Raw genomic sequence first — 23,212 nt, forward strand, 5'->3', positions numbered from 1 at the left:
TGGCCGAGCTTGCGAGGTCAGGGGGCGGGTGGGAAGAAACAACGACGGCGCCGCATCCCCGGAGTGGGGAGGGGCGCCGTCGTCCGCTGGATCCGTGTGGTCAGATCTTGCGGGAGAGGATTGCCTGCTTGACCTCGGCGATGGCCTGGGTCACCTGGATGCCGCGCGGGCATGCTTCGGAGCAGTTGAAGGTGGTGCGGCAGCGCCACACGCCTTCCTTGTCGTTGAGGATCTCAAGGCGCATGTCGCCGGCGTCATCGCGTGAATCGAAGATGAACCGGTGGGCGTTGACGATCGCGGCAGGACCGAAGTACTGGCCGTCGGTCCAGAACACCGGGCAGGACGACGTGCACGCGGCGCAGAGGATGCACTTGGTGGTGTCGTCGAAACGCTCACGGTCCTCGGCGGACTGCAGGCGCTCCCGGGTGGGCTCGTGGCCCTTGTTGACCAGGAAGGGCATGACCTCGCGGAACGACTGGAAGAACGGCTCCATGTCCACAATGAGGTCCTTCTCCACCGGCAGGCCCTTGATGGGCTCAACGGTGATGGGCTTGGACGTGTCCAGGTCCTTCAGCAGCGTCTTGCAGGCAAGGCGGTTGCGGCCGTTGATGCGCATGGCGTCCGAGCCGCACACGCCGTGGGCGCAGGAGCGGCGGAAGGAGAGGGTGCCGTCCGTTTCCCACTTGACCTTGTGCAGGGCATCCAGGACGCGGTCCGTGCCGTACATGGTCAGGTGGAAGTCGTCCCAGGTGGCTTCCTCGGAAACCTCCGGGTTGTACCGGCGGACGCGCAGGTGCACATCGAACGTGGGGATCTCGCCGCCACCGCCGACGCCGGCAGGCAGTTCGATCTTTGAGGCTGGCTCAGCAAGTTCAGCTGACATCTTAGTACTTCCTCACCATCGGCTCGTAGCGGGTAAAGACGACCGGTTTGGTGGCCAGGCGGATGCCGGCGATTGACTCGGCCGATCCGTCTGCCGGCGCGTGGTCATCCTTGTACGCCATGGAGTGCTTCATGAATTTTTCGTCGTTGCGGTCCGGGAAGTCCTCGCGGAAGTGTCCGCCGCGGGATTCCTCACGGTAGAGGGCTGCAACGGTCATCACCTTGGCCAGTTCCAGCAGGAAGCCGAGCTCAACGGCCTCGAGCAGGTCGAGGTTGAAGCGCTTGCCCTTGTCCTGGACGTTGATCCGCCTGTACCGCTCCTCGAAGGAGGCGATGTCGCGCAGGACCTGGTTCAGGGTTTCGGCCGTGCGGAACACCTGCATGTTGGCGTCCATGGTGTCCTGGAGTTCCTTGCGGATCACGGCCACCTTTTCGTCGCCGGTGCCGTTGCGGGCAATGTCCAGCAGCTCGGTGGTGTAGGCCAGCGGGTTCTCCGGCAGTTCCACGAAGTCGGCGGTCTTGGCGTACTCGGCCGCCGCGATGCCGGCGCGCTTGCCGAACACATTGATGTCCAGCAGTGAGTTGGTGCCCAGGCGGTTAGAGCCGTGCACCGAAACGCAGGCCACCTCGCCGGCGGCATACAGTCCGGGGACCACGGTGTCGTTGTCCTGCAGGACCTCGGTGGTGATGTTGGTGGGGATGCCGCCCATGGCGTAGTGGGCGGTCGGGAACACCGGAACCGGCTCGGTGTAGGGCTCGACGCCGAGATAGGTCCGGGCGAACTCGGTGATGTCCGGCAGCTTGGCGTCGATGTGCGCCGGCTCCAGGTGCGTCAGGTCCAGGAGCACGTAGTCCTTGTTCGGGCCGCAGCCGCGGCCTTCACGGACCTCGTTGGCCATGGAACGGGCAACGATGTCGCGGGGCGCAAGGTCCTTGATGGTGGGGGCATAGCGCTCCATGAAGCGCTCACCCTCCGAGTTGCGGAGGATGGCACCCTCGCCTCGGGCGGCTTCGGACAGCAGGATACCCAGGCCGGCGAGGCCTGTCGGGTGGAACTGGAAGAATTCCATGTCCTCCAGGGGGATGCCGCGGCGGAAGGCGATGCCCATGCCGTCACCGGTGAGGGTGTGGGCGTTGGAGGTGGTCTTGAAGACCTTGCCGGCGCCGCCGGAGGCGAAGACCACGGACTTGGCCTGGAAGACGTGCAGTTCACCGGAGGCGAGGTCGTAGGACACGACGCCCGCGACACGCTTCTGCTTGTAGGGCGTGCCGTCCTCGCGGACAGCATCCTCTTCAACCGTGAGCAGGTCCAGGACGTAGTACTCGTTGTAGAACTCGACGTTGTGCTTGACGCAGTTCTGGTACAGGGTCTGCAGGATCATGTGGCCGGTGCGGTCCGCTGCGTAGCAGGCACGGCGCACGGGGGCCTTGCCGTGGTCGCGGGTGTGCCCGCCGAAGCGGCGCTGGTCAATCCGGCCTTCGGGCGTGCGGTTGAACGGCAGGCCCATCTTTTCCAGGTCCAGGACGGCGTCGATGGCTTCCTTCGCCATGACCTCCGCGGCGTCCTGGTCAACCAGGTAGTCACCGCCCTTGACGGTGTCGAACGTGTGCCACTCCCAGTTGTCTTCCTCGACGTTGGCGAGTGCTGCACACATGCCACCCTGCGCGGCACCTGTGTGCGAGCGGGTGGGGTAGAGCTTGGTCAGTACTGCTGTGCGCGCGCGCTGACCGGATTCGATCGCTGCGCGCATGCCAGCGCCACCGGCACCGACGATGACGACGTCGTACTTATGGACCTGCATACCAGACGCTCTTTCTCTCAAAATTCGCTATAAAACAACGGGCGGGCGTTGCCTGCTCCGCAAAACAGGGCCCGCGGAGATTCCCGCGGGCCCGGGGTGGTGCCGGTGCTAGGCAGGGCAGAAGCCGCCAGGCAGGGGCACGCCGTCGACTACGGGGCAGGGATCGAAGGTGAAGATCACCAGGGTGCCCAGGACGATGATGACGACGGTGGCCGAGTAAAGGACCGTCTTCAGCCAGCGGCGGGTTGAGTCCTTTTCGGCGTAGTCGTTGATGATGGTGCGCACGCCGTTGGTTCCATGGAGCATGGCCAGCCACAGCATTGCAAGGTCCCAGAACTGCCAGAACGGGTCGGCCCACTTGCCGGCCACGAAGCCGAAGTCGATGGCGTGGATGCCTTCACCCACCATGAGGTTCACGAAGAGGTGCCCGAAGATGAGCACCACCAGGACCACGCCGGAGAGCCGCATGAAGAGCCATGCGATCATCTCGAAGTTGCCCTTGCTGCCACCGTGGCGGCGGTACTGGGGTGCGATCCGCCCACTGCGTGGGCTTTCGATGGTTGCACTCATGGCTTAGTGACCTCCCAGGGCGAGCGACAGGTGGCGGATGGAGAAGGCGACCATGGTGACCAGCCAGAGGCCCAGGACTGCCCAGAGCATCTGCCGCTGGTACTTGGCACCCTTCTTCCAGAAGTCAACCGCGATGATGCGCAGGCCGTTGAACGCGTGGAAAACAATGGCGGCAACAAGGCCGGTCTCGCCCAGGGCCATAAGGGGGTTCTTGTACGCACCGATCACGGCGGTGTAGGCCTCGGGAGACACACGCACCAAGGAGGTGTCCAAAACGTGGACCAACAAGAAGAAAAAGATCACTACACCGGTAATGCGGTGTCCTACCCAAGACCACATGCCTTCACGGCCGCGGTACAAGGTGCCAGCTGGTTTTGTCGGCACTGATAAACCTCCCTGCAACACAGCGGCGCTGGCATGAGATCCACGCGGGGGGAACGCCTGCTGCGAGAGCACTCGTAGCTCAGGCCTAAATCTAGGCTCCGCTAACAGCTTATTCAATTTAGGAGCTCCTTGGTGACCAGCAGTGGCGCGGATCTTCCAAAATCATGAGACAAAGGACACACTGCCCGCAGGCCGGTGCTCCGTGCGGGACTGCCGGCTGCCGGCATTCGCGCGATTGTGGCGGCGGAAACCGGCTCCGAAGGCGGCGCGCCGGGGTTCCGCTAAAGTAGGCGGTGATGAGTACAGACAAAGTGACAAGCCCGGCATCACCCCTTGACCGCTTCATTGCGGTGATCCCGGCCGGCGGCGTGGGGACCCGCCTCTGGCCCCTGTCACGCGCCGCAGCTCCCAAATTCCTTCACGACCTCACCGGCTCGGGCAGTACACTCCTGCGCGCCACCTATGACCGGTTGCAGCCGCTGGCCGGACGCAGGGTGCTGGTGGTAACCGGAAAGGCCCACAGGGACGCCGTGTGCCGGCAGCTTCCCGAAGTCCAGGATTCGGACCTGGTCCTCGAATCCGAGCCGAAGGACTCCGCGGCCGCGATCGGCCTTGCCGCGGCCATCCTGCACGAACGCGACCCGGACACGATCATGGGTTCGTTCGCTGCCGACCAGGTGATCAGTCCGGACAACCTCTTCCAGCAGGCCGTCCGCGAGGCCATCCACACGGCCGCCGCCGGCAAGATCGTGACCATCGGCATCAAGCCCACCCACCCCTCTACGGGGTTCGGCTACATCCGTTCCGGCCAGGAACTGCACATCGAGGGCGCGCCCAGCGCCCTTGACGTGGTGGAGTTCGTGGAAAAGCCGGACGAGGAAGTCGCCCAACAGTACGTGGACAGCGGCAACTACGTGTGGAACGCCGGGATGTTCGTGGCGCCGGTGGCGCTGCTGCTCAAGCACCTTGAAGCCAATCAGCCCGAACTGTTCCGGGGCCTGCAGGAAATCGCCCAGGCCTGGGACACCCCCGCCCGTGACGAGGTCACCGCCCGGGTGTGGCCCACCCTGCCCAAGATCGCCATCGACTACGCGGTTGCCGAGCCTGCCGCCGAAGCCGGGGACGTCGCCGTCGTGCCCGGATCCTTCCGCTGGGACGACGTCGGGGACTTCGCCTCCGTGGGCCGGCTCAACAGTGCCAAGGAAGTGGATGACGTCACGGTGCTGGGTGAAGGCGCACGCGTCTTCACGGAGAACTCCAGCGGTGTGGTGGTTACGGACACCAAGCGCGTCATTGCCCTGATCGGCATCCAGGACGTCGTCATCGTTGACACGCCGGACGCGCTCCTGGTGACCACCATGGCAAACTCCCAGCGGGTGAAGGCCGCCGTGGACGCCCTCAAGGCCAGCGGAGACACCGACGTCCTTTGATGTAATCCTGCGACCGTGATGGCCGGTAATCAGCTGACCCTCGCTAGAGTGAAACAGTGCGCAACTACACTACCGAAGCCGAGCCCACCGACCTGGTGGCTCCGTGGCTCGAGCCCCTCCTCCCGGAACTGATCGACTTCCGGCGGGACCTGCACGCGCATCCGGAACTGTCCTTCAAGGAGTTCCGCACCACGGACAAACTGGCCGAGCGGCTCGAAGCCGCGGGACTCACGCCCCGCCGCCTGGAGGGAACCGGCCTCACGGTCGACGTGGGGGAGGGGCCCATCGCCACGGCTCTTCGCGGTGACATTGACGCCCTGCCCATCATCGAGGAAACAGGCCTGCCGTTCGCCTCGAAGAACCATGGCGTCACGCACGCCTGCGGCCATGACGTCCACACCACCACCATGCTGGGCATCGCCCTGGTGCTGCACCGGATGCACCAGGAAGAGCCGTTGGGTGCCACCGTCCGCATCATCTTCCAGCCCGCCGAGGAAACCATGCCCGGCGGCGCGCACGCCTGCATCGAGCAGGGGGTGCTGGAGGGCGTTCCGCGGATCCTGGCACTGCACTGCGACCCGCGGATCGAAGTGGGCAAGATCGGTACCCGCATCGGCGCCATCACCTCAGCCTCCGACACCATCCGCATCGAACTGTCGGGGCGCGGCGGACACACCTCCCGCCCGCACCTGACCGAAGAACTGGTGTTCGCGCTGGCGCAGATTGCGGTCAACGTGCCCGCCGTTCTCTCGCGCCGGGTGGATGTCCGCAGCGGGGTCTCCGTGGTGTGGGGCCAGATCTCAGCGGGATCCGCACCCAACGCAATTCCCGGCACCGGCTACATGGCGGGAACCATGCGCTGCCTGGACCGCGACGCCTGGCACGAGGCCGGCGAACTCCTGGACGAGGTGGTCCACCAGGTTGCGGCACCCTACGGCGTGGACGTCCGGCTCGAGCACACCAGGGGAGTCCCCCCGGTGGTCAACTCCGAGCATGAAACAGCCATCATCGAAGCGGCCGCCCGTGCCGAAATCGGTGAAAGCGCCGTGGTCCTGACGCCGCAGTCCATGGGCGGGGAGGACTTCGCGTGGTTCCTCGCCGAACTTCCCGGCGCCATGATGCGGCTGGGCACCAAGACGCCCGGCGGCGAGGAGTACGACCTGCACCGCGGTGACTACATCGTGGACGAGCAGGCTCTAGGCCTGGGGATCCGGGTCCTGACCGCCGCGGCGCTGCGCACCATCCGCCACGGGTAGGCCCGCGCCGCCCGCCGTCGTCGGGCTTTCACCTCACACCAGACTGTTCGCGTCCTCCACCTAAGTTGTGCACAACTTACTTGTGTACTATCGTTTTCTTCATGACCGATGCACCCAGGCTGGACCACCAAGTCTGCTTCGCGCTCTACTCCGCTTCCCGGGCCGCCACCGCGGTGTACCGCCCGGTCCTCGAGGAGCTGGGCCTCACCTATCCCCAATACCTCGTCATGCTGGTGCTGTGGGAAAACGAACCCCGCGGCGTAAAGGAGATCGGCGAAGAGCTCGGCCTGGACTCCGGCACCCTGTCGCCGCTGCTGAAGCGGCTGGAGGCCCTGGGGCTCTGTGAACGCCGCCGGTCGGGCGAGGACGAGCGCCGCGTCGCCATCCACCTCACCCCCGCGGGGCGGGAGCTGAGCCGCAATGCCGGTGCCATACCGCAGCGGCTCGCCCAGGCCGCGGGGCTTACCGCGGAGGAGCTCGACCAGCTGCGCCACACGCTTGGGCGCCTGACCGCCGCGCTGCACGACGCGCACTGACGGCACCGGCTTCGGAACTTTTCATTCCATCAACAGGACGGATACAACCCGTGAAAACCCTCTACACTGCCGAGGCACTCGCCTCGGGCGAAGGACGCGACGGCACTGCGCGGACCAACGACGGCAAGCTGGATGTCACCCTGTCCAGCCCCGTCGAACTGGGCGGAAGCGGCCAGGGGACCAACCCTGAGCAGCTCTTCGCAGCCGGATACGCCGCCTGCTTCCACTCCGCCCTCCGGCTGGTGGGCCGCAAGGAACAGGCCGACCTGACCGACTCCGCCGTTGCCGCGAAGGTCCACCTGGGCCAGCTGGACGGCGCCGGCTTCGGGCTTGCCGCGGAGCTGGAGATTGCGCTGCCGGCCCTGGACCTGGCCACCGCGGAAGCGCTGGTCGCCAAAGCCCACCAGGTCTGCCCGTACTCCAACGCCACCCGGGGCAACATTTCCGTAGACATCAAAATCCTGGAGTTCGCCGCATGAGCCTCCCATCCGTAACCCGCGAAATCCAGCTGGCCTCCCGGCCCGTGGGCCGTCCCGTTCCGGAGAACTTCCGGCTGGCCGAGTCTCCGCTGCCGGAACTCGGGGACGGCCAGATCCTGGTCCGCAACCTGTTCATCTCGGTGGATCCCTACATGCGCGGCCGCATGAATGACGTGAAGTCCTATTCCGCCCCGTTCGCCCTGGACAAAGCGCTCGACGGCGGCGCGGTGGGCGAGGTGCTGGCGTCCCGTTCCGGACAGCACAAGGAGGGGGACGTCGTCGTGCATTCCCTCGGCTGGCGGGAGTACGCGGTGGTTGAGGGGAACGCGGCCACCAAGGCCGACACCGGGCTGGCACCGGCGCCCGCGTTCCTCGGGGCCCTGGGGATGACCGGACTCACGGCTTATACAGGGCTGCTGAAAGTTGCGGAGTTCGCTCCGGGAGATGCGGTATTCGTCTCCGGTGCGGCAGGAGCCGTGGGCTCGCTGGTGGGCCAGATTGCCAAGGCAATGGGTGCTTCACGCGTTATTGGCTCGGCGGGCTCGCCCGCCAAGGTGGCCCGACTGCTGGAGCTCGGCTTTGATGCCGCCTTCGATTACCACGACGGGCCGGTGCGGGAGCAGCTGGAAAAGGCTGCGGGCCCCGGCGGTATCGACGTGTACTTCGACAACGTGGGAGGGGAGCACCTTGAAGCCGCCCTGGCCGTCCTCAACGTGGGCGGACGCGTGGCCATGTGCGGCGCCATCGCCCAGTACAACTCCACCGAGCCGACCCCGGCGCCCCGCAACCTGATGCTCGCCATCGGCAAGCAGCTGACCCTCAGGGGTTTCCTGGTGGGCGGCCAGCGGCAGCACGCCGCGGAGTTCGCCGGGAAAATGGCGGGCTGGCTGGCCGACGGCACTGTCCGCTACGACGAGACCATCGTTGAGGGCTTGGACAACGCTCCGCAGGCCTTCATGGACCTCCTCGACGGCGCCAACACCGGAAAAATGCTGGTCCGGCTCTAAGGCGGACCGCCCCCGCCCAACCAGGAGGGGTGCCGCATCCCCGCGGCGCCCCTACTCGTTGGTAACAACTTGTAAACAATCTTCGGGATACCCTGCCGCCGTGCTACGGGCACGTGGCGCAGGCCACTAATGTTGGTGCCATCAGTGCGCTCCGGCGCAGTGCTGCGTGCCCTCAGTGAAAACAGAATTTCAGTGCAGAAACGGACACTCATTGAATTCGAGCCGTAGCGCCTCTCTCTTCATCCTGGAGGAAAATTGAAGAACTCACTGCGTGCAAGTTTCAAGCGGGGTTCAATGGCCGGCGTGGCTACCCTCGGTGCTTCGGCGCTTCTGTTGACCGCCTGCGGCGCAGCACCCGAAGCCGGAAGCTCCTCGACGGCCGAAGCCAGCGACTACACCGGCTGCATCGTCTCCGACTCCGGCGGGTTCGATGACCAGTCCTTCAACCAGTCCTCCTATGAGGGGCTGAAGAAGGCCGAGACCGACCTGGGGATCAAGGTCAACCAGGTCGAGTCCAAAACCAACAACGACTTCGAGCCGAACCTGCGCGCCATGGTCAGCGCCGGCTGCGACCTCACCGTCACGGTGGGGTTCCTGCTGGGCGACGCCACCAAAGCCCAGGCCGAGGCCAACCCGGACAGCCACTTCGCGATTGTGGACTTCGGTTACGAAACGCCTATCGCCAACGTCAAGCCGATCATCTACGACACCGCCCAGGCCGCGTTCCTCGCCGGGTACCTTGCAGCCGGCACCACCAAGACCGGCACGGTTGCCACCTTCGGCGGCATCAAGCTTCCCACCGTCACGATCTTCATGGACGGCTACGCGGACGGCGTCAAGTACTACAACGAGCAGAAGGGCAAGGACGTCAAGCTCCTTGGCTGGAACAAGGAAGCCCAGGACGGCAGCTTCACCGGCGACTTCGAGAAGCAGGACGTGGGCAAGCAGCTCACCCAGAACTTCCTGGACCAGGGCGCAGACATTGTCATGCCCGTAGCAGGTCCGGTAGGCAAGGGCGCAGGCTCCGCACTCAAGGAAGCCAAAGCTGCCGGCAAGGACGTCAAGCTGATCTGGGTTGACTCCGACGGCTACCTGACGGCCCCCGACTACAAGGACATCATGTTGTCCTCCGTCATGAAGACGATGGGCGACGCCGTGGAGGCCGTGGTCAAGGATGACAAGGAAGGCAACTTCGACAACACCCCGTACGTTGGCACGCTGGCCAACGACGGCGTCCAGCTGGCACCGTTCCACGACCTCGACTCCCAGGTCCCCGCGGAACTGAAGTCCGAGCTTGAGCAGATCAAGAAGGACATCATCGACGGGAAACTGAAGGTCGAATCCGAGGCAAGCCCGAAGGCCTGATCCCTGCCTGAGCGCCACCCCCGGCCGGTCACCGACTGGCCGGGCGGTGGCGCTTTTTGCTGGCTGCCCCGCACCGGACCGCAGCCCGCGTATACCAGGACTGCACCCACTAGGCTGGTTCTGCAGCCACATATCCCGTCCGGTCGATCACCGGACGCTTCGAGATTGGTCAGAGTTTTGAAACTTGAACTCAGAGGGATCACTAAACGCTTCGGCACCTTGCTTGCCAACGACCACATCGACGTGGTGGTTGAGCCCGGACAGATCCACTGTCTCCTGGGTGAAAACGGGGCTGGCAAATCCACCCTCATGAATGTGCTGTACGGCCTTTACGAACCGTCCGAGGGCGAAATCCTCGTTGACGGCAAGCCCGTCTCCTTCCGCGGCCCCGGTGACGCCATGGAGGCAGGCATCGGCATGGTCCACCAGCACTTCATGCTGGTCCCCGTCTTCACCGTCGCGGAGAACGTGGCGCTCGGCGCGGAGCCCACCAAGGCCGCCGGGTTCCTCAACCTCGACGAGACGCGCCGCCGGATCAAGGAGATCTCCGATCAATACGGCTTCGACGTCGACCCCGATGCCCTGGTGGAGGACCTGCCCGTGGGCGTCCAGCAGCGGGTGGAAATCATCAAGGCGCTGGTCCGCGACGCCCAGGTCCTCATCCTGGACGAACCCACCGCGGTCCTGACACCCCAGGAAACCGACGAACTGCTGGACATCATGCGGCAGCTCAAGTCCGGCGGGACGTCCATCGTGTTCATTTCGCACAAGCTGCGGGAAGTCAAGGCAGTCTCGGACACCATCACCGTGATCCGGCGCGGCAAGGTGGTAGGGACGGCTGAACCGGCTGCTTCCACCACCGAACTGGCGTCCATGATGGTTGGCCGCGCCGTCAGCCTCACCCTGGACAAGGCCCCGGCGCAGCCCAAGGAAAAGACGTTCGAGGTCCGGAACCTTACCGTCATCGCCCCCAATGGCCAGCACGTCGTGGACGGACTCAGCTTTGACATTGCCCGCGGAGAAATCCTTGCGGTAGCCGGCGTCCAGGGCAACGGCCAGACCGAACTGACCGAGGCGATCCTCGGCCTCCAGGAACGCGTCCACGGGTCCATCCTGCTGGACGGGCAGGAACTCCTGGGCCGCAGCGTCAAGGAGGTGCTGAACGCCGGCGTCGGCTTTGTCCCCGAAGACCGCTCCGTTGACGGCCTGATCGGCACCTTCTCCATCGCCGAGAACCTGATCCTGGACCGGTACGATCAGGCGCCCTTCGCCAGGGGCATCAGCATGAGCCCGGCCAGGGTGCTGGAGAATGCCAAGAGCCGGATCGAAGAGTTCGACGTCCGAACCCCGTCGGGTGCACTTGCCGCCGGAACACTGTCCGGCGGCAACCAGCAGAAAGTGGTGATGGCCCGCGAGCTGTCCCGCCCGCTGCGCCTCTTCATTGCCTCCCAGCCCACCCGCGGCGTGGACGTGGGGTCCATCGAATTCCTGCACAAGCGGATTGTTGCCGAACGGGACCAGGGCACGCCGGTGATGATCATCTCCACCGAACTGGACGAGGTCATGGAACTGGCTGACCGGATCGCCGTGCTTTACAAGGGCAAACTCGTGGGCGTGGTCCCGGCAGGCACCAGCCGCGACGTCCTGGGCCTCATGATGGCCGGCATCCCGCCGGAGGAACATGTCCACACCACCCAGGCGGCAGAGGCCGCGGACACCACCACCAGCACCTCCGACGCCGAAGGAGGCGACCATGTCTGAAAAGCAGCCACCCCAACACGCGGAGGGCGAGCCCGCCGGGCGGGCGCAGCAGCCAACCCCCGCGGCGGAGGAAACCGCCGCAATCGTATCCGTTGATACCGCCGGCGGCGCCATGGAACCGTCGGCCGTCCCTGCTACCGCCCAGAGCGGCCAGCTCCCGGGCGGTCCCGACACCCTGCTCCGGAAAATCTTCACCGGCAGCGGCATGGTCTCGGTTCTTGCGGTCCTGCTGGCCCTGATCATCGGCGGGCTGCTCATCGCCAGCACGGACAAGCAGGTGGCCACCACGGCCACGTACTTCTTTGCCCGGCCCACCGATTTCCTGGCGGCCGTCTGGAACGCGGCAACACGGTCCTACATTGCCCTGTTCCAGGGCTCGGTCTTCAACCCCCGGGGGAACGGGCTGGCAGCCCAGTTCGCGCCCTTCATGGAAACCCTCACCATCGCCACGCCACTCATCACGGCCGGCCTGGGCGTTGCCCTGGCATTCCGGGCAGGCCTTTTCAATATCGGCGCGCAGGGCCAGATCATCGTGGCCGGCATCCTGGCCGCCTGGGTTGGGTTCGCGCTCGACCTGCCGATGGGCCTGCACCTGCTCCTGGTCCTGGTGGCGGGGATCATCGGCGGTGCCTTCTGGGGCGGACTGGTGGGTGTTCTCAAGGCCCGGACCGGTGCCCATGAGGTCATCCTGACCATCATGTTCAATTACATCGCACTGTATTTCCTGCGGTACCTCCTGAACACTCCGGCCTTCCAGCGGCCGGGGGAGTCGAACCCCATCTCGCCCATCCTGGATCCCACTGCCGTTTATCCGCAGATCTTCGGCAGCCAGTACCGGCTCCACCTTGGCTTCCTCCTTGCCATAGCTGCCACCGTCCTGGTGTGGTGGCTCCTGAACCGCTCCACGGTGGGCTTCGAGTTCCGTGCCGTGGGGGCAAACCCCAAGGCAGCGCAGACTGCAGGTATCAACGTGTCCCGCTCCACCATCCTGGTCATGGCCCTTGCGGGGGGCCTGGCCGGCATGTCCGGCGTGGCGCAGGTGGCGGGTACGGAGAAGGTCCTTACCGACGGTGTGGCCGCCACCTACGGCTTTGACGCCATCACGGTTGCCCTGCTGGGGCGCTCGTCGCCGTGGGGCACTTTCGCGGCCGGCCTGCTGTTCGGCGCCTTCCGCGCCGGAGCTGTCCAGATGCAGATCCAGACCGGAACCCCCATCGACATTGTCCTGGTGGTCCAGTCCCTGATTGTCCTGTTTATTGCGGCGCCGCCGCTGGTCCGGGCCATCTTTGGCCTGAACCCCCGCCGCCGGAAGCCCGCCCGCCCGGCCAAGTCCCGCGAGGCAGCAACCACCGGAGGTGCAGCATGAGCACGACAGTATCCTCATCCAGGCCCGGCAACCCGCAGCCCGGAAACGCCGGCAAGGATGCTGCCGCCGCCACTGTCTCCGCCAAGCCCGTGGGCTGGAAGACGCCGGTGTTCTTGGCCGCCTTCGCGCTGATCTCACTTGTGTTCTTCGGGCTGCTCGCACCCAACCAGACTGCAAGCTTCGGGATCTCCACGGGCAGCGACTTCTTCCAGCTGCCGGCCATCCAGGTGAACGCCTTCGCCGGCGGCCTGATGCTGTCCATCCTCCTGCTGGGACTGGCGGCCTACGCCATCTACCTCAAGACCAGGGACAAGCCCGTCCCGGGCTGGCTCACCGTGGCGTTCATCGTCCTGTTCGTGGTCGCGTTCCTCATCTGGGTGGTGGGCGGCGCCCGGACGCCCAGCATCTCCCTGGCCGGGCTCATCGCCGGCTCCGTTACCCTGGCCGTTCCGCTGGTGTTCGGATCACTGTCCGGCGTCCTGTGCGAACGGGTGGGCGTGGTGAACATCGCCATCGAGGGCCAGCTGCTGGGCGGAGCGTTCACCGCCGCGATCGTGGCCAGCATGACGCAGAACCCCTTTATCGGGCTGCTGGCCGCAGCCGTGGCCGGTGCCGCGGTCTCCATGGTGCTGGCACTGTTCAGCATCAAGTACCTGGTCAACCAGATCATCGTCGGCGTGGTCCTGAACGTGCTGGTCTCCGGTGTGACAGGCTTCCTGTTCAGCACCGTGATGCAGGCCAACAAGGCCCAGTTCAACTCCCCGCCAGGGCTGGACATCATCGAGATTCCCGTCCTGTCCAGCATCCCGGTCATCGGTCCCATCCTGTTCCGCCAGTCCCTGGTGGGCTACCTGATGTACATCGCCGTCCTGGTGGTCTGGGTAGGCCTCTTCAAGACCCGGTGGGGACTCCGCGTGCGGGCTGTCGGCGAGCACCCGCAGGCCGCGGACACCCTGGGCATCAACGTGAACGCCACCAGGTTCTGGAACGTCACCCTGGGCGGGGCAGTGGCCGGCATCGGCGGGTCCTTCTTCACCCTGGTGGCCATCGACAGCTTCACCAAGGAGATCTCCGGCGGCCGCGGCTTTATTGCCCTGGCTGCCCTGATCTTCGGCCGGTGGAACCCGATCGGGGCCTTCTTCGCCGCGCTGCTGTTCGGATTCGCGGACAACCTGCAGAGCATCGTCACCATCATCGGCACACCGGTTCCCAGCCAGTTCATGGCCATGCTCCCGTACCTGGTAACGGTCCTGGCGGTGGCGGGGCTGGTGGGCAAGTCCAGGGGACCCGCGGCCAGCGGCATTCCGTATGTCAAGGGCTGACGGCGTGGACGTGCCCGCAGGCGTGGGCGGTGCCGCAGATGTCGGCGCGGCCCGGCCGGTTGACTGGGAGGCCCTGAAGGCGGCCGCCGTCGCGGCGATGCGCCACGCCTACGTCCCCTATTCGAAGTTCCCGGTGGGCGCCGCGGCCCTTACCGGCGACGGCCGCCTGGTCAGCGGCTGCAACGTGGAGAACGCCAGCTACGGCCTCACCCTGTGCGCCGAGTGCGCGCTGGTGGGCAACCTGCACATGACCGGCGGCGGACTGCTCCGGGCGTTCTACTGCGTGGACGGGGACGGCAACATCCTGATGCCCTGCGGACGCTGCCGCCAGTTGCTGTACGAGTTCCGCGCTCCGGACATGGAGCTCATGACCACCCAAGGCATCAAGACGATGGACCAGGTGTTGCCCGACGCCTTTGGTCCCCAACACCTGGAGGAAACACCGTGACTGACAAGGGGGCACAGACCCACGCAGTGGACAACCTTGCCGAACCGTTCGACGCCGTCGACATCATCCGCGTAAAGCGGGACAAAGGTGTCCTCAGCCCGGAACAGATCGACTGGACCATCGACGCCTATACCCGCGGTGCGATCGCCGACGAGCAGATGGCGGCCCTGAACATGGCCATCCTGCTCAACGGCATGAACCGCACGGAGATTGCCCGCTGGACGGCGGCGATGATCGCCTCCGGCGAGCGGATGGACTTCTCCAGCCTGCGCAGGCCCGACGGCGGCCTGAAGTACACGTCGGACAAGCACTCAACGGGCGGTGTGGGGGACAAGATCACCCTGCCGCTCGCGCCCCTGGTGGCGGTTTTCGGGGTGGCTGTTCCACAGCTCTCTGGCCGGGGGCTTGGCCACACCGGGGGCACGCTGGACAAGCTCGAGTCCATCCCGGGGTGGCGTGCTTCCCTCAGCAATGACGAGATCCTGGCGCAGCTCCAGGACGTGGGCGCCGTCATCTGCGCCGCCGGGGCCGGCCTGGCGCCCGCTGACAAGAAGCTCTACGCGCTGCGGGATGTCACCGGCACGGTGGAGGCCATCCCCCTGATCGCCTCGTCCATCATGAGCAAGAAAATCGCCGAAGGGACCGGCTCGCTGGTCCTGGACGTCAAGGTGGGCAGCGGCGCGTTCATGAAGGATGAAGCCAGGGCGCGCGAGCTTGCCGAGACCATGGTGGCCCTTGGCAAGGACGCGGGCGTGAACACCGTGGCGTTGCTCACCAACATGGACACCCCGCTGGGACTGACGGCGGGCAACGCCATCGAGGTTGAGGAATCCCTGGAGGTGCTGGCCGGCGGCGGTCCTGGCGACGTCGTGGAGCTGACCGTGCGGCTGGCTGAGGAGATGCTCGCCTGTGCGGGAGTTACCGACGCCGATCCCGCCGCCGCGCTCAAGGACGGCCGTGCCATGGACGTCTGGAACCGGATGATCGAAGCGCAGGGCGGGGACCCGAAGGCCAAGCTGCCCGCCGCCCGCGAGTCCGAAGTGGTGTACGCCCCGGCGGACGGGGTGCTCGTGGAACTGGACGCCCTCGCCGTCGGTGTCGCAGCCTGGCGCCTCGGAGCCGGGCGTGCCCGGAAGGAGGACGCAGTCCAGGCAGGCGCGGGAGTCCGGATGCACGCCAAGCCCGGGGCCCTGGTCCGGGCGGGGGAGCCGCTGATGACCCTGCTGACGGACACCCCGGACCGGTTTGCGCGGGCCAGGGAAGCGCTGGAACATGCAGTCGTCATTGCACCGGAGGGATCCAGGCCGGCACAGCGGTTGATCATCGACCGAATAGCATAGGGATCCATGCAGGCCATCAATGACTTCATCCTTGCCGCCGCCGGACAGCCGTGGGTGCTGTTCGTCGTCCTTGCGTGCTGCATCATTGACGGCTTCTTTCCACCCATTCCCAGCGAATCGGTGGTGGTGGGCCTGTCCGCAGTCGCCGCCACCGCCGACGTTCCAAACCCCTGGCTGCTGATGCTGGTGGCCGCCCTTGGTGCCTTCTCGGGTGACAACATCGCGTACCTGATTGGCCGCCGGGTGGGTACCCGGCGCTGGGCGTGGATGCGCGGGCCAAGGATGCAGAGCGCCTTCCGGTGGGCCGGCAGGGAACTGCGCAAGCGGCCGGCGTCGCTGATCCTGGTGGCGCGGTTTGTCCCGATCGGCAGGGTGGCGGTCAACCTCACCGCCGGCGTAACGCACTACCCGCACCTGCGCTTCGTGGGGCTGACCATCCTTTCGGCAACCCTCTGGGCCGGGTACTCGGTGGGAATCGGGCTGTTCTTCGGCCAATGGTTCGAGGACAACCACCTGCTGGGGGCGGTCATCGCCATTGTGTGCGCGGTGGCGCTGGGGATCGTCGTTGACCTGGTCATCAACCGCGTCCGGCGGCGGCCGCCAATGGTGGAGCGGATGAAGGAACCCGAAGCGTAGGTGAAGCGTTGTTCCAGCAGGCAGGGGCGTAGCGAAGGCGCCCTGGCCATGGGACACTAGAAACGATTTCCGCCTGGCTGGGCCACTGACGGCCACGCCAAATTGCATAGGAGCAAGACCCGCGTGGAGTTTATTAATGAGGCCGTGCTCCATGCAGCGGGTCAGTGGTGGATCTACCCGCTCCTGCTCATGTTCTTCTTCGTTGACGGCTTCGCCATGGTGGTTCCCAGCGAAACCCTGATCGTGGCCCTGGCGGCCTTTTCCCGGCACAGCGGTGAACCGAACCTCTGGATCCTGGGCTTCACCGCCCTGGTTGGAGCCATCGCCGGGGACAACATGGCCTTCATGCTCGGCAGGCGCATCGGCCTGAAACGGTGGAAATGGATGCGGCGCCCCAAAGTGCAGAAGGCCTTCAGCTGGGCCCGCTACGAGCTGGACAAGCGCGGCGCCGTGCTGATCTTCACCGCCCGTTACATTCCCTGGGGCCGGGTTGCCGTCAACTACGTGGCAGGCAGCACGGGATTCCCGCACCGCCGCTTCTTCCTGCTCGACGCTTTCGCCTGCGTCACCTGGGTGGGCTACTCCATCGGCATCGGGCTCCTGGCCAGTTCATTTCCATGGCTGCACCACAATCCGCTCCTCAGCGCCGGCATCGCGGTGGTTTTCGCCATCGTGCTGGGCGTCCTCCTGGACCATGTGCTCCGGCTCTGGCACAAGCACCTCGCCCGGAACGACGCGCAGGAGGTCGACGGGTGGCTCGACGGCGGCCCCGCCGGCGCCCGCAGCCCAGGGAACGGCGGCGCGGCGCACTTTGCTTCCGCGGCCGGGGACGGCGAACCGGCAGCCAAGTAGCGGCTGGCTTTGGGCTCCTGCCCACCCTAAGGTGGGAACGTGACTGAGCCCATTGTTGACGCTGCCCCTGCCATCGATTTCGACCTGAAGAACCTGCCCAAGGTCTCCCTCCACGACCACCTGGACGGAGGACTGCGCCCGGCCACCATCATCGAGCTGGCGGAAGCCGTGGGGCACACGCTGCCTTCCACCGATCCCGTTGCGCTGGGCGAGTGGTTCCGGGAATCCGCCAACTCCGGTTCACTGGTCCGCTACCTCGAAACCTTTGACCACACCGTCGCCGTCATGCAGACCCACGAGGGCCTGTACCGCGTGGCGAAGGAGTTCGTTGAGGACCTCGCTGACGACGGCGTGGTGTACGGCGAGGTGAGGTGGGCGCCCGAGCAGCACCTCCAGAAGGGCCTCTCACTGGATGAGGCCGTCGAGGCCGTGCAGGAAGGCCTGGAAGCCGGCGTCGAGGCCGTGGGGGAGAGCGGACGCGAAATCCAGGTGGGCCAGCTCATCACCGCCATGCGCCACGCGGACCGTGGCCAGGAGATCGCCGAACTTGCCGTCCGCCACCGCAACAAGGGTGCCGTAGGGTTCGACATCGCCGGAGCCGAGGACGGCTTCCTTCCCTCCCGCTTCCGCGACGCCTTCACCTACCTTGCACAGCACAACTTCCCCGCCACGGTCCACGCCGGCGAGGCCGCCGGGCTGGAGAGCATCCAGTCCGCGCTGGTAGACGGCCGCGCCCTCCGCCTGGGCCACGGCGTCCGGATCGCCGAGGACATCATGGTGGAGTTCGAGGACGACGCCGAGGACACCGTTGGCCTGGTCACCCTGGGCGACCTCTCCAGCTGGATCCGGGACCGCGGCATCGCCCTGGAAATCTGCCCGTCCTCCAACCTGCAGACCGGGGCGATTGCCGGCTTCGGCGAGGGCATCGAGAGCCACCCCCTGGACATGCTCTACCAGCTCGGCTTCAACGTCACCATCAACACCGACAACCGGCTGATGAGCGGGGTTACGTTGACGGACGAGTTCGACCTTCTGGTGGAAACCTTCGACTATGACCTCGACGACCTGCTGGAGCTGACCCTCAACGCCGCCGAGGCCTCCTTCCTTCCGCTTGAGGAAAAGGAAGCCCTGGTGGAGTACATCAACGACGCCTACGCCAACCTTGGCTAGCCAGCCGGACGCGGGCAGCATCCCGGCAGGGGAGGTGCAGGAGCTTCTCTATGTGATTGCTGCCCTGCGGGAGCACTGCCCCTGGATGGGGGCGCTCACCCACGCATCCCTCGTGGAGTACCTCCTCGAAGAGGCCTTTGAAGTGGCCGAAACGATCGAGGCCGCCGCGCCCGCCGGAGTGCGGGAAGCGGCCGGGCCGGTGGATGTACAGGGAATCGACGACGACGAGCTGCTGGGTGAGCTGGGCGACGTCCTGCTGCAGGTGGTGCTGCACGCACGGCTCGCCGAGGAACGTGGAGCTTTCACGTTCGACGACGTCGCACGCGGCCTGAGTGCCAAAATGGTCCGCCGGAACCCCCATGTCTTCCGCCGGGACGGCTCACTGCAGGACACCTTTCCCGCAACGGTCCAGGAGATCGTGCAGAAGTGGGACGCCGTGAAGCGGGCCGAACGGCCTGGACGGCGGGACCCTTTCGCGGGGATTCCCCAGGCGCTCCCGGCGCTCGCCCGGGCACAGAAATCCATCGACCGGGCAGCACGGGCCGGAGAAGCCCTGCCGCCTGAGGCTCCCATCCCCGGCACGGAAGAAGAACTCGGGGAGCTGCTGCTCGCCGTCGTGCATTCCGCCCGGACCAGCGGATTCGATGCGGAGCGTGCCCTGCGCGGCGCCGTCCGGCGCTACCAGCAGCGCGTCCCCCAGCAGCACCACCAGGGATAGCCGCGCCATCATGACGTCCGGGCGCTGGATAGGTTTCCGTAACCCGGACCACTCTCGACTACGCTGGTCTGTGACGAGTACGTCGAGTCTTTCTGTTAGATCCCCCCGTTAATCGCCCATAAGGAGCAAATTCATGGCGCTTATCGATGCCATCCACGCCCGCGAGATCCTCGATTCCCGTGGCAACCCGACCGTAGAAGTTGAGGTCCTGCTCTCCGACGGCCAGATCGGCCGCGCAGCAGTTCCCTCCGGTGCTTCCACCGGCGAGCACGAGGCCGTTGAACTGCGCGACGGCGACAAGGGCCGTTACCTCGGCAAGGGTGTCCAGAAGGCCGTTGACGCGATCATCGACCAGATCGCTCCGGCCCTGACCGGGTTCGACGCCACCGACCAGCGCAGCATCGACCAGGCCATGCTGGACCTGGACGGCACCCCGAACAAGGGCAAATTGGGCGCCAACGCCATCCTGGGCGTGTCCCTGGCCGTGGCCAACGCAGCCGCCGCCTCCGCCGACCTGCCGCTGTACAAGTACCTCGGCGGCCCGAACGCCCACGTCCTGCCCGTCCCGCTGATGAACATCCTCAACGGTGGCAGCCACGCCGATTCCGACGTCGACATCCAGGAATTCATGGTTGTCCCGCTGGGTGCCGAGACCTTCTCCGAGGGCCTCCGCTGGGGCGTTGAGGTCTACCACGCCCTCAAGTCCGTCCTCAAGGAAAAGGGCCTGGCCACCGGACTGGGCGACGAAGGCGGCTTCGCGCCGAACCTGCCGTCCAACCGTGCGGCACTGGACCTGATCCAGGAAGCCATCAAGAACGCCGGCTACACCCCGGGCAAGGACATTGCACTGGCCCTGGACGTTGCCTCCTCCGAGTTCTTCACCGACGGTGCCTACCAGTTCGAAGGCAAGTCCCTGACGTCGGCCGAGATGAGCGCCTACTACGCCGAGCTCGTGGCCGATTACCCGCTGGTGTCCATCGAGGACCCGCTGGACGAGAACGACTGGGATGGCTGGAAGACCCTCACCGATTCCATCGGTGACAAGGTCCAGCTCGTTGGCGATGACCTGTTCGTCACCAACCCCTCCATCCTGCAGCGCGGCATCGATACCAAGACCGCCAACTCGCTGCTGGTCAAGGTCAACCAGATCGGCTCGTTGACCGAGACGCTGGATGCCGTCAGCCTGGCCCAGCGTGCCGGCTACACCACCATCACCTCGCACCGCTCCGGCGAAACCGAGGACACCACCATCGCCGACATTTCGGTGGCCACCAACGCCGGCCAGATCAAGACCGGCGCTCCGGCCCGCTCCGAGCGCGTCGCCAAGTACAACCAGCTGCTGCGCATCGAAGAGGAACTCGACGACGCCGCACGCTACGCCGGCCGCGCTGCCTTCCCGCGTTTCAAGGGCTAGTAGCCGCGTAAAACAATCAGCGGTGGCTATGGTTGAAAGACCATAGCCACCGTTGCTGTTTCAGCAGCACGTGTCATAGCAGTACGTGTTCCAGCCCCGATAGTGGCGGCCCAGGCAGGCTGCGTGTTTCAGGAGTGTCATGGCTACCCGCCGTCCCAAAGTCCCCAAGGTTGCCCCAGCCCGTTCCGCACAGGAAGCTTCCGACGGCGCGGACGTCATCCGCGCAGACTTCGGCCCGGGCAAGGACTCCGGCTCTGCGGGGACACCACGGGAATCCGCCGGTGTGCCGTCAGCCGCATCACCGGCAGGACGCCGGGAGCCGCACGGCCGCAAGGACGCCGGGCAGGCAGCCCGCCGCAAGGGGAGCAGCGCCACCCCAGGCACGGCACCACGTGACGGCACCAAAGACGCAGACGAAGCACCGGAAGACCAGCAGCCCGTTCCGGCCAAGGCGTTCTCCGGACGGATGCTCGCACTGGCCGTGGTGATGGTTGCCATCACCATCATGCTCGCGCCCACAGTCAAGATTTTCTTCGACAAGAAGGCTGAGATCGACGCGCTGAACGCCGACATCGCCGCCCGCCAGGCCGAGGGCGACGCCCTCCGGCAGCAGGTTTCCCGCTGGCAGGACCCCAACTACGTGAAACAGCAGGCACGCGACCGCATTAACATGGTTATGCCGGGAGAAACCGGCTACTGGGTTTTCGGCAGCGACCTGCCGGCCGGAGAGACCAGCAGCCAGCCCGGTGCAGCAGCACAAGACCCCGCCGATCTGCCGTGGGTGGATTCCCTGTGGGAGTCCATCACGCGCGCGGCTACAGACTGAACCGCAACAGGAAGGACGGCCCGCCACAGTGGAACACAACACGGCAGCCGCCCGGGACGAATCCCGCCAGCCATCAGCACACGACCTTGAAGTACTGAGCCGCCAGCTGGGACGGCCGGTCCGTGACGTGGTGGAGATTCCTGCACGCTGCATCTGCGGCAATCCGCTGGTGGCCGCCACCGCTCCGCGCCTCAGTAATGGGACACCGTTCCCCACTACTTTCTACCTAACCCATCCGGTCATCACCTCAGCGGTTTCGCGGCTTGAGGCCGCGGGCGTCATGAACGAGATGAATGACCAGCTGGCGGCCGATGAGGACTTGTCTGCGGCCTACCGCTCGGCACACGACGCCTACCTGGCAGCCCGCAATGCCATCGGCGAACGGTCCGGGATCGGGGCGGTCCCCGAGATCGACGGCATATCTGCCGGGGGCATGCCCACCCGCGTCAAATGCCTGCATGTCCTGGTGGGCCATTCGCTGGCCGCCGGCCCGGGGGTAAACCCCCTGGGCGATGAAGGCCTGGACCGGATCAAGGAATGGTGGACCGCTGACAGGTGCTACTGCGAGGGAGCCTGGGACACCGCCGGTGAAGCCCCTTCGCGGGACCTCAGCCGCCATGGACCGCAGGGACTGCCGGACATCGTCGGCCGGCCCGCCCCCGTCCGGAAATCCGCAGCCACCGCGGAGGCCCCGGAATGACGCGCGTTGCAGCCATCGACTGCGGCACCAACTCCATCCGCCTCCTGATCGCAGACATCGAACGCAGCAATGGAGCCACCGCACTCCAGGATGTGGTGCGCGAGATGCGCGTGGTCCGGCTGGGCCAGGGAGTGGACGCCACGGGGGAGCTCGCGCCGGAGGCCCTCGAACGCACCTTCGCCGCCACCGCTGACTATGCGCAGCTGATCCGGGACCATGGAGCTGAGAAGGTGCGCTTCGTGGCAACGTCGGCCAGCCGGGATGCACGGAACCGGGACGATTTCGTGGACGGAATCCGGAACCTTCTCGGCGTGGAACCTGAAGTGATTTCAGGCGACGAGGAAGCAGCACTGTCCTTCGCCGGCGCCAGCAGCGTCCTCCCCATCCTGGATGGCCAGGAAGTGCTGGTGGTGGACCTGGGCGGCGGCAGCACCGAATTCGTGCTGGGCACGGCCAGCGGGGTCACGGCGGCTAAGTCCGTGGACATCGGATGCGTCCGGCTGACCGAACGGCACCTCCGGGACGATCCGCCCACCGCCCAGCAGATAGCAGCGGCGGAAGCCGACGTGGACGCAGCCATCGCCCGCGCCCGCCAGGACGTTCCGCTGGAACGCGCCACCGCCGTCGTCGGTGTTGCCGGTTCCATCACCACCATCACCGCGCATGCGCTCGGACTGGCCGAATACGTGCCCGAAGCGATCCATGGCGCCGAACTGCCCCTGGACACCGTTCGTGCCGCCTCCACCGGCCTCCTGGAAATGCCCAGGGACCGGCGCGCCGCCCTACCCTACATGCACCCCGGCCGGGTGGACGTCATCGGCGCCGGCGGGCTCGTGTGGCGGCGCATCCTTGAACAACTGGGCGAGCTCACCGGCGGCCGCATCACCACGGCCACCGCCAGCGAGCACGACATCCTCGACGGCATCGCCCTGAGCATCGGCTGACCGG

General features: G+C 66.1%; 23 protein-coding genes. 19 read left to right on the forward strand and 4 right to left on the reverse strand.

Features of this window, described 5'->3' with window-relative positions:
* Positions 1 to 100: 100 nt before the first annotated feature.
* The 4 genes from HTS88_RS03310 to sdhC form a co-directional block, all read right to left on the reverse strand.
* Positions 101 to 883 (reverse strand): succinate dehydrogenase iron-sulfur subunit, encoded by a 783-nt coding sequence (locus HTS88_RS03310; protein WP_066274343.1) that lies wholly within the window; start codon positions 881 to 883, stop codon positions 101 to 103.
* A gap of 1 nt (position 884) precedes the next feature.
* Entirely contained in the window at positions 885 to 2,684 is a 1,800-nt protein-coding gene (gene sdhA, locus HTS88_RS03315; protein WP_174175460.1) for a succinate dehydrogenase flavoprotein subunit, read from the reverse strand.
* A gap of 108 nt (positions 2,685 to 2,792) precedes the next feature.
* Positions 2,793 to 3,254 (reverse strand): succinate dehydrogenase hydrophobic membrane anchor subunit, encoded by a 462-nt coding sequence (locus HTS88_RS03320; protein WP_174175462.1) that lies wholly within the window; start codon positions 3,252 to 3,254, stop codon positions 2,793 to 2,795.
* A 3-nt stretch (positions 3,255 to 3,257) separates the two neighbouring features.
* The gene (gene sdhC, locus HTS88_RS03325; protein ID WP_074446982.1) at positions 3,258 to 3,638 is read right to left on the reverse strand and encodes a succinate dehydrogenase, cytochrome b556 subunit; all 381 of its coding nucleotides are present in this window, start codon (positions 3,636 to 3,638) and stop codon (positions 3,258 to 3,260) included.
* Between the two features lie 296 nt (positions 3,639 to 3,934).
* On the opposite strand from sdhC, the gene HTS88_RS03330 reads away from it, so the two are divergent.
* The 19 genes from HTS88_RS03330 to HTS88_RS03420 all read left to right on the forward strand — a co-directional run bounded on the left by HTS88_RS03330 (position 3,935) and on the right by HTS88_RS03420 (position 23,208).
* Complete coding sequence (locus HTS88_RS03330; protein WP_174175464.1) at positions 3,935 to 5,068, forward strand: mannose-1-phosphate guanylyltransferase; 1,134 nt, start codon at positions 3,935 to 3,937, stop codon at positions 5,066 to 5,068.
* A 56-nt stretch (positions 5,069 to 5,124) separates the two neighbouring features.
* Entirely contained in the window at positions 5,125 to 6,324 is a 1,200-nt protein-coding gene (locus tag HTS88_RS03335; RefSeq protein ID WP_174175466.1) for an amidohydrolase, read from the forward strand.
* A 101-nt stretch (positions 6,325 to 6,425) separates the two neighbouring features.
* Positions 6,426 to 6,860: a MarR family winged helix-turn-helix transcriptional regulator gene (locus HTS88_RS03340; protein WP_174175676.1), complete on the forward strand. Its 435-nt coding sequence runs from the start codon at positions 6,426 to 6,428 to the stop codon at positions 6,858 to 6,860.
* Between the two features lie 50 nt (positions 6,861 to 6,910).
* A complete protein-coding gene (locus HTS88_RS03345; protein WP_174175468.1) occupies positions 6,911 to 7,339 on the forward strand; it encodes an organic hydroperoxide resistance protein in 429 nt (142 codons plus the stop codon).
* On the forward strand, positions 7,336 to 8,346 hold the full coding sequence (locus HTS88_RS03350) for an NADP-dependent oxidoreductase (protein WP_174175470.1): 1,011 nt from the start codon (positions 7,336 to 7,338) through the stop codon (positions 8,344 to 8,346). The genes HTS88_RS03345 and HTS88_RS03350 overlap by 4 nt, the downstream gene beginning before the upstream one ends.
* Positions 8,347 to 8,601: 255 nt before the next feature.
* Positions 8,602 to 9,711, forward strand: a complete 1,110-nt coding sequence (locus tag HTS88_RS03355) for a BMP family lipoprotein (protein WP_425515550.1) — start codon at positions 8,602 to 8,604, stop codon at positions 9,709 to 9,711.
* Positions 9,712 to 9,888: 177 nt separating this feature from the next.
* Entirely contained in the window at positions 9,889 to 11,472 is a 1,584-nt protein-coding gene (locus HTS88_RS03360) for an ABC transporter ATP-binding protein (protein ID WP_174175472.1), read from the forward strand.
* Positions 11,465 to 12,838, forward strand: coding sequence for an ABC transporter permease (locus HTS88_RS03365; protein ID WP_174175474.1), 1,374 nt, complete (start codon positions 11,465 to 11,467; stop codon positions 12,836 to 12,838). Before HTS88_RS03360 ends, HTS88_RS03365 begins: the two co-directional genes overlap by 8 nt.
* On the forward strand, positions 12,835 to 14,160 hold the full coding sequence (locus HTS88_RS03370; RefSeq protein ID WP_174175476.1) for an ABC transporter permease: 1,326 nt from the start codon (positions 12,835 to 12,837) through the stop codon (positions 14,158 to 14,160). Before HTS88_RS03365 ends, HTS88_RS03370 begins: the two co-directional genes overlap by 4 nt.
* Positions 14,147 to 14,608 carry a cytidine deaminase gene (locus tag HTS88_RS03375; RefSeq protein WP_281358977.1) on the forward strand — a complete coding sequence of 154 codons (462 nt, stop codon included), beginning with the start codon at positions 14,147 to 14,149 and terminating at the stop codon, positions 14,606 to 14,608. The genes HTS88_RS03370 and HTS88_RS03375 overlap by 14 nt, the downstream gene beginning before the upstream one ends.
* Positions 14,605 to 15,948, forward strand: a complete 1,344-nt coding sequence (locus tag HTS88_RS03380; protein ID WP_343044873.1) for a thymidine phosphorylase — start codon at positions 14,605 to 14,607, stop codon at positions 15,946 to 15,948. The genes HTS88_RS03375 and HTS88_RS03380 overlap by 4 nt, the downstream gene beginning before the upstream one ends.
* 6 nt (positions 15,949 to 15,954) lie before the next feature.
* The gene (locus HTS88_RS03385) at positions 15,955 to 16,584 is read left to right on the forward strand and encodes a DedA family protein (RefSeq protein ID WP_174175478.1); all 630 of its coding nucleotides are present in this window, start codon (positions 15,955 to 15,957) and stop codon (positions 16,582 to 16,584) included.
* Positions 16,585 to 16,707: 123 nt separating this feature from the next.
* Positions 16,708 to 17,436, forward strand: a complete 729-nt coding sequence (locus tag HTS88_RS03390; RefSeq protein WP_174175480.1) for a DedA family protein — start codon at positions 16,708 to 16,710, stop codon at positions 17,434 to 17,436.
* A 39-nt stretch (positions 17,437 to 17,475) separates the two neighbouring features.
* On the forward strand, positions 17,476 to 18,606 hold the full coding sequence (locus tag HTS88_RS03395) for an adenosine deaminase (protein WP_174175482.1): 1,131 nt from the start codon (positions 17,476 to 17,478) through the stop codon (positions 18,604 to 18,606).
* Complete coding sequence (locus HTS88_RS03400) at positions 18,599 to 19,324, forward strand: MazG nucleotide pyrophosphohydrolase domain-containing protein (protein WP_377086270.1); 726 nt, start codon at positions 18,599 to 18,601, stop codon at positions 19,322 to 19,324. Before HTS88_RS03395 ends, HTS88_RS03400 begins: the two co-directional genes overlap by 8 nt.
* A 133-nt stretch (positions 19,325 to 19,457) precedes the next feature.
* Positions 19,458 to 20,738, forward strand: coding sequence for a phosphopyruvate hydratase (eno, locus tag HTS88_RS03405; RefSeq protein ID WP_104185398.1), 1,281 nt, complete (start codon positions 19,458 to 19,460; stop codon positions 20,736 to 20,738).
* 139 nt (positions 20,739 to 20,877) lie between these two features.
* Positions 20,878 to 21,564: an FtsB family cell division protein gene (locus HTS88_RS03410; RefSeq protein ID WP_174175484.1), complete on the forward strand. Its 687-nt coding sequence runs from the start codon at positions 20,878 to 20,880 to the stop codon at positions 21,562 to 21,564.
* Positions 21,565 to 21,592: 28 nt separating this feature from the next.
* On the forward strand, positions 21,593 to 22,264 hold the full coding sequence (locus tag HTS88_RS03415) for a DUF501 domain-containing protein (protein WP_174175487.1): 672 nt from the start codon (positions 21,593 to 21,595) through the stop codon (positions 22,262 to 22,264).
* Complete coding sequence (locus HTS88_RS03420) at positions 22,261 to 23,208, forward strand: Ppx/GppA phosphatase family protein (RefSeq protein WP_174175489.1); 948 nt, start codon at positions 22,261 to 22,263, stop codon at positions 23,206 to 23,208. Before HTS88_RS03415 ends, HTS88_RS03420 begins: the two co-directional genes overlap by 4 nt.
* The last annotated feature ends 4 nt before the right edge of the window (positions 23,209 to 23,212 follow it).

This window comes from Pseudarthrobacter oxydans (assembly GCF_013314975.1).
Taxonomy (GTDB): domain Bacteria; phylum Actinomycetota; class Actinomycetes; order Actinomycetales; family Micrococcaceae; genus Arthrobacter; species Arthrobacter oxydans.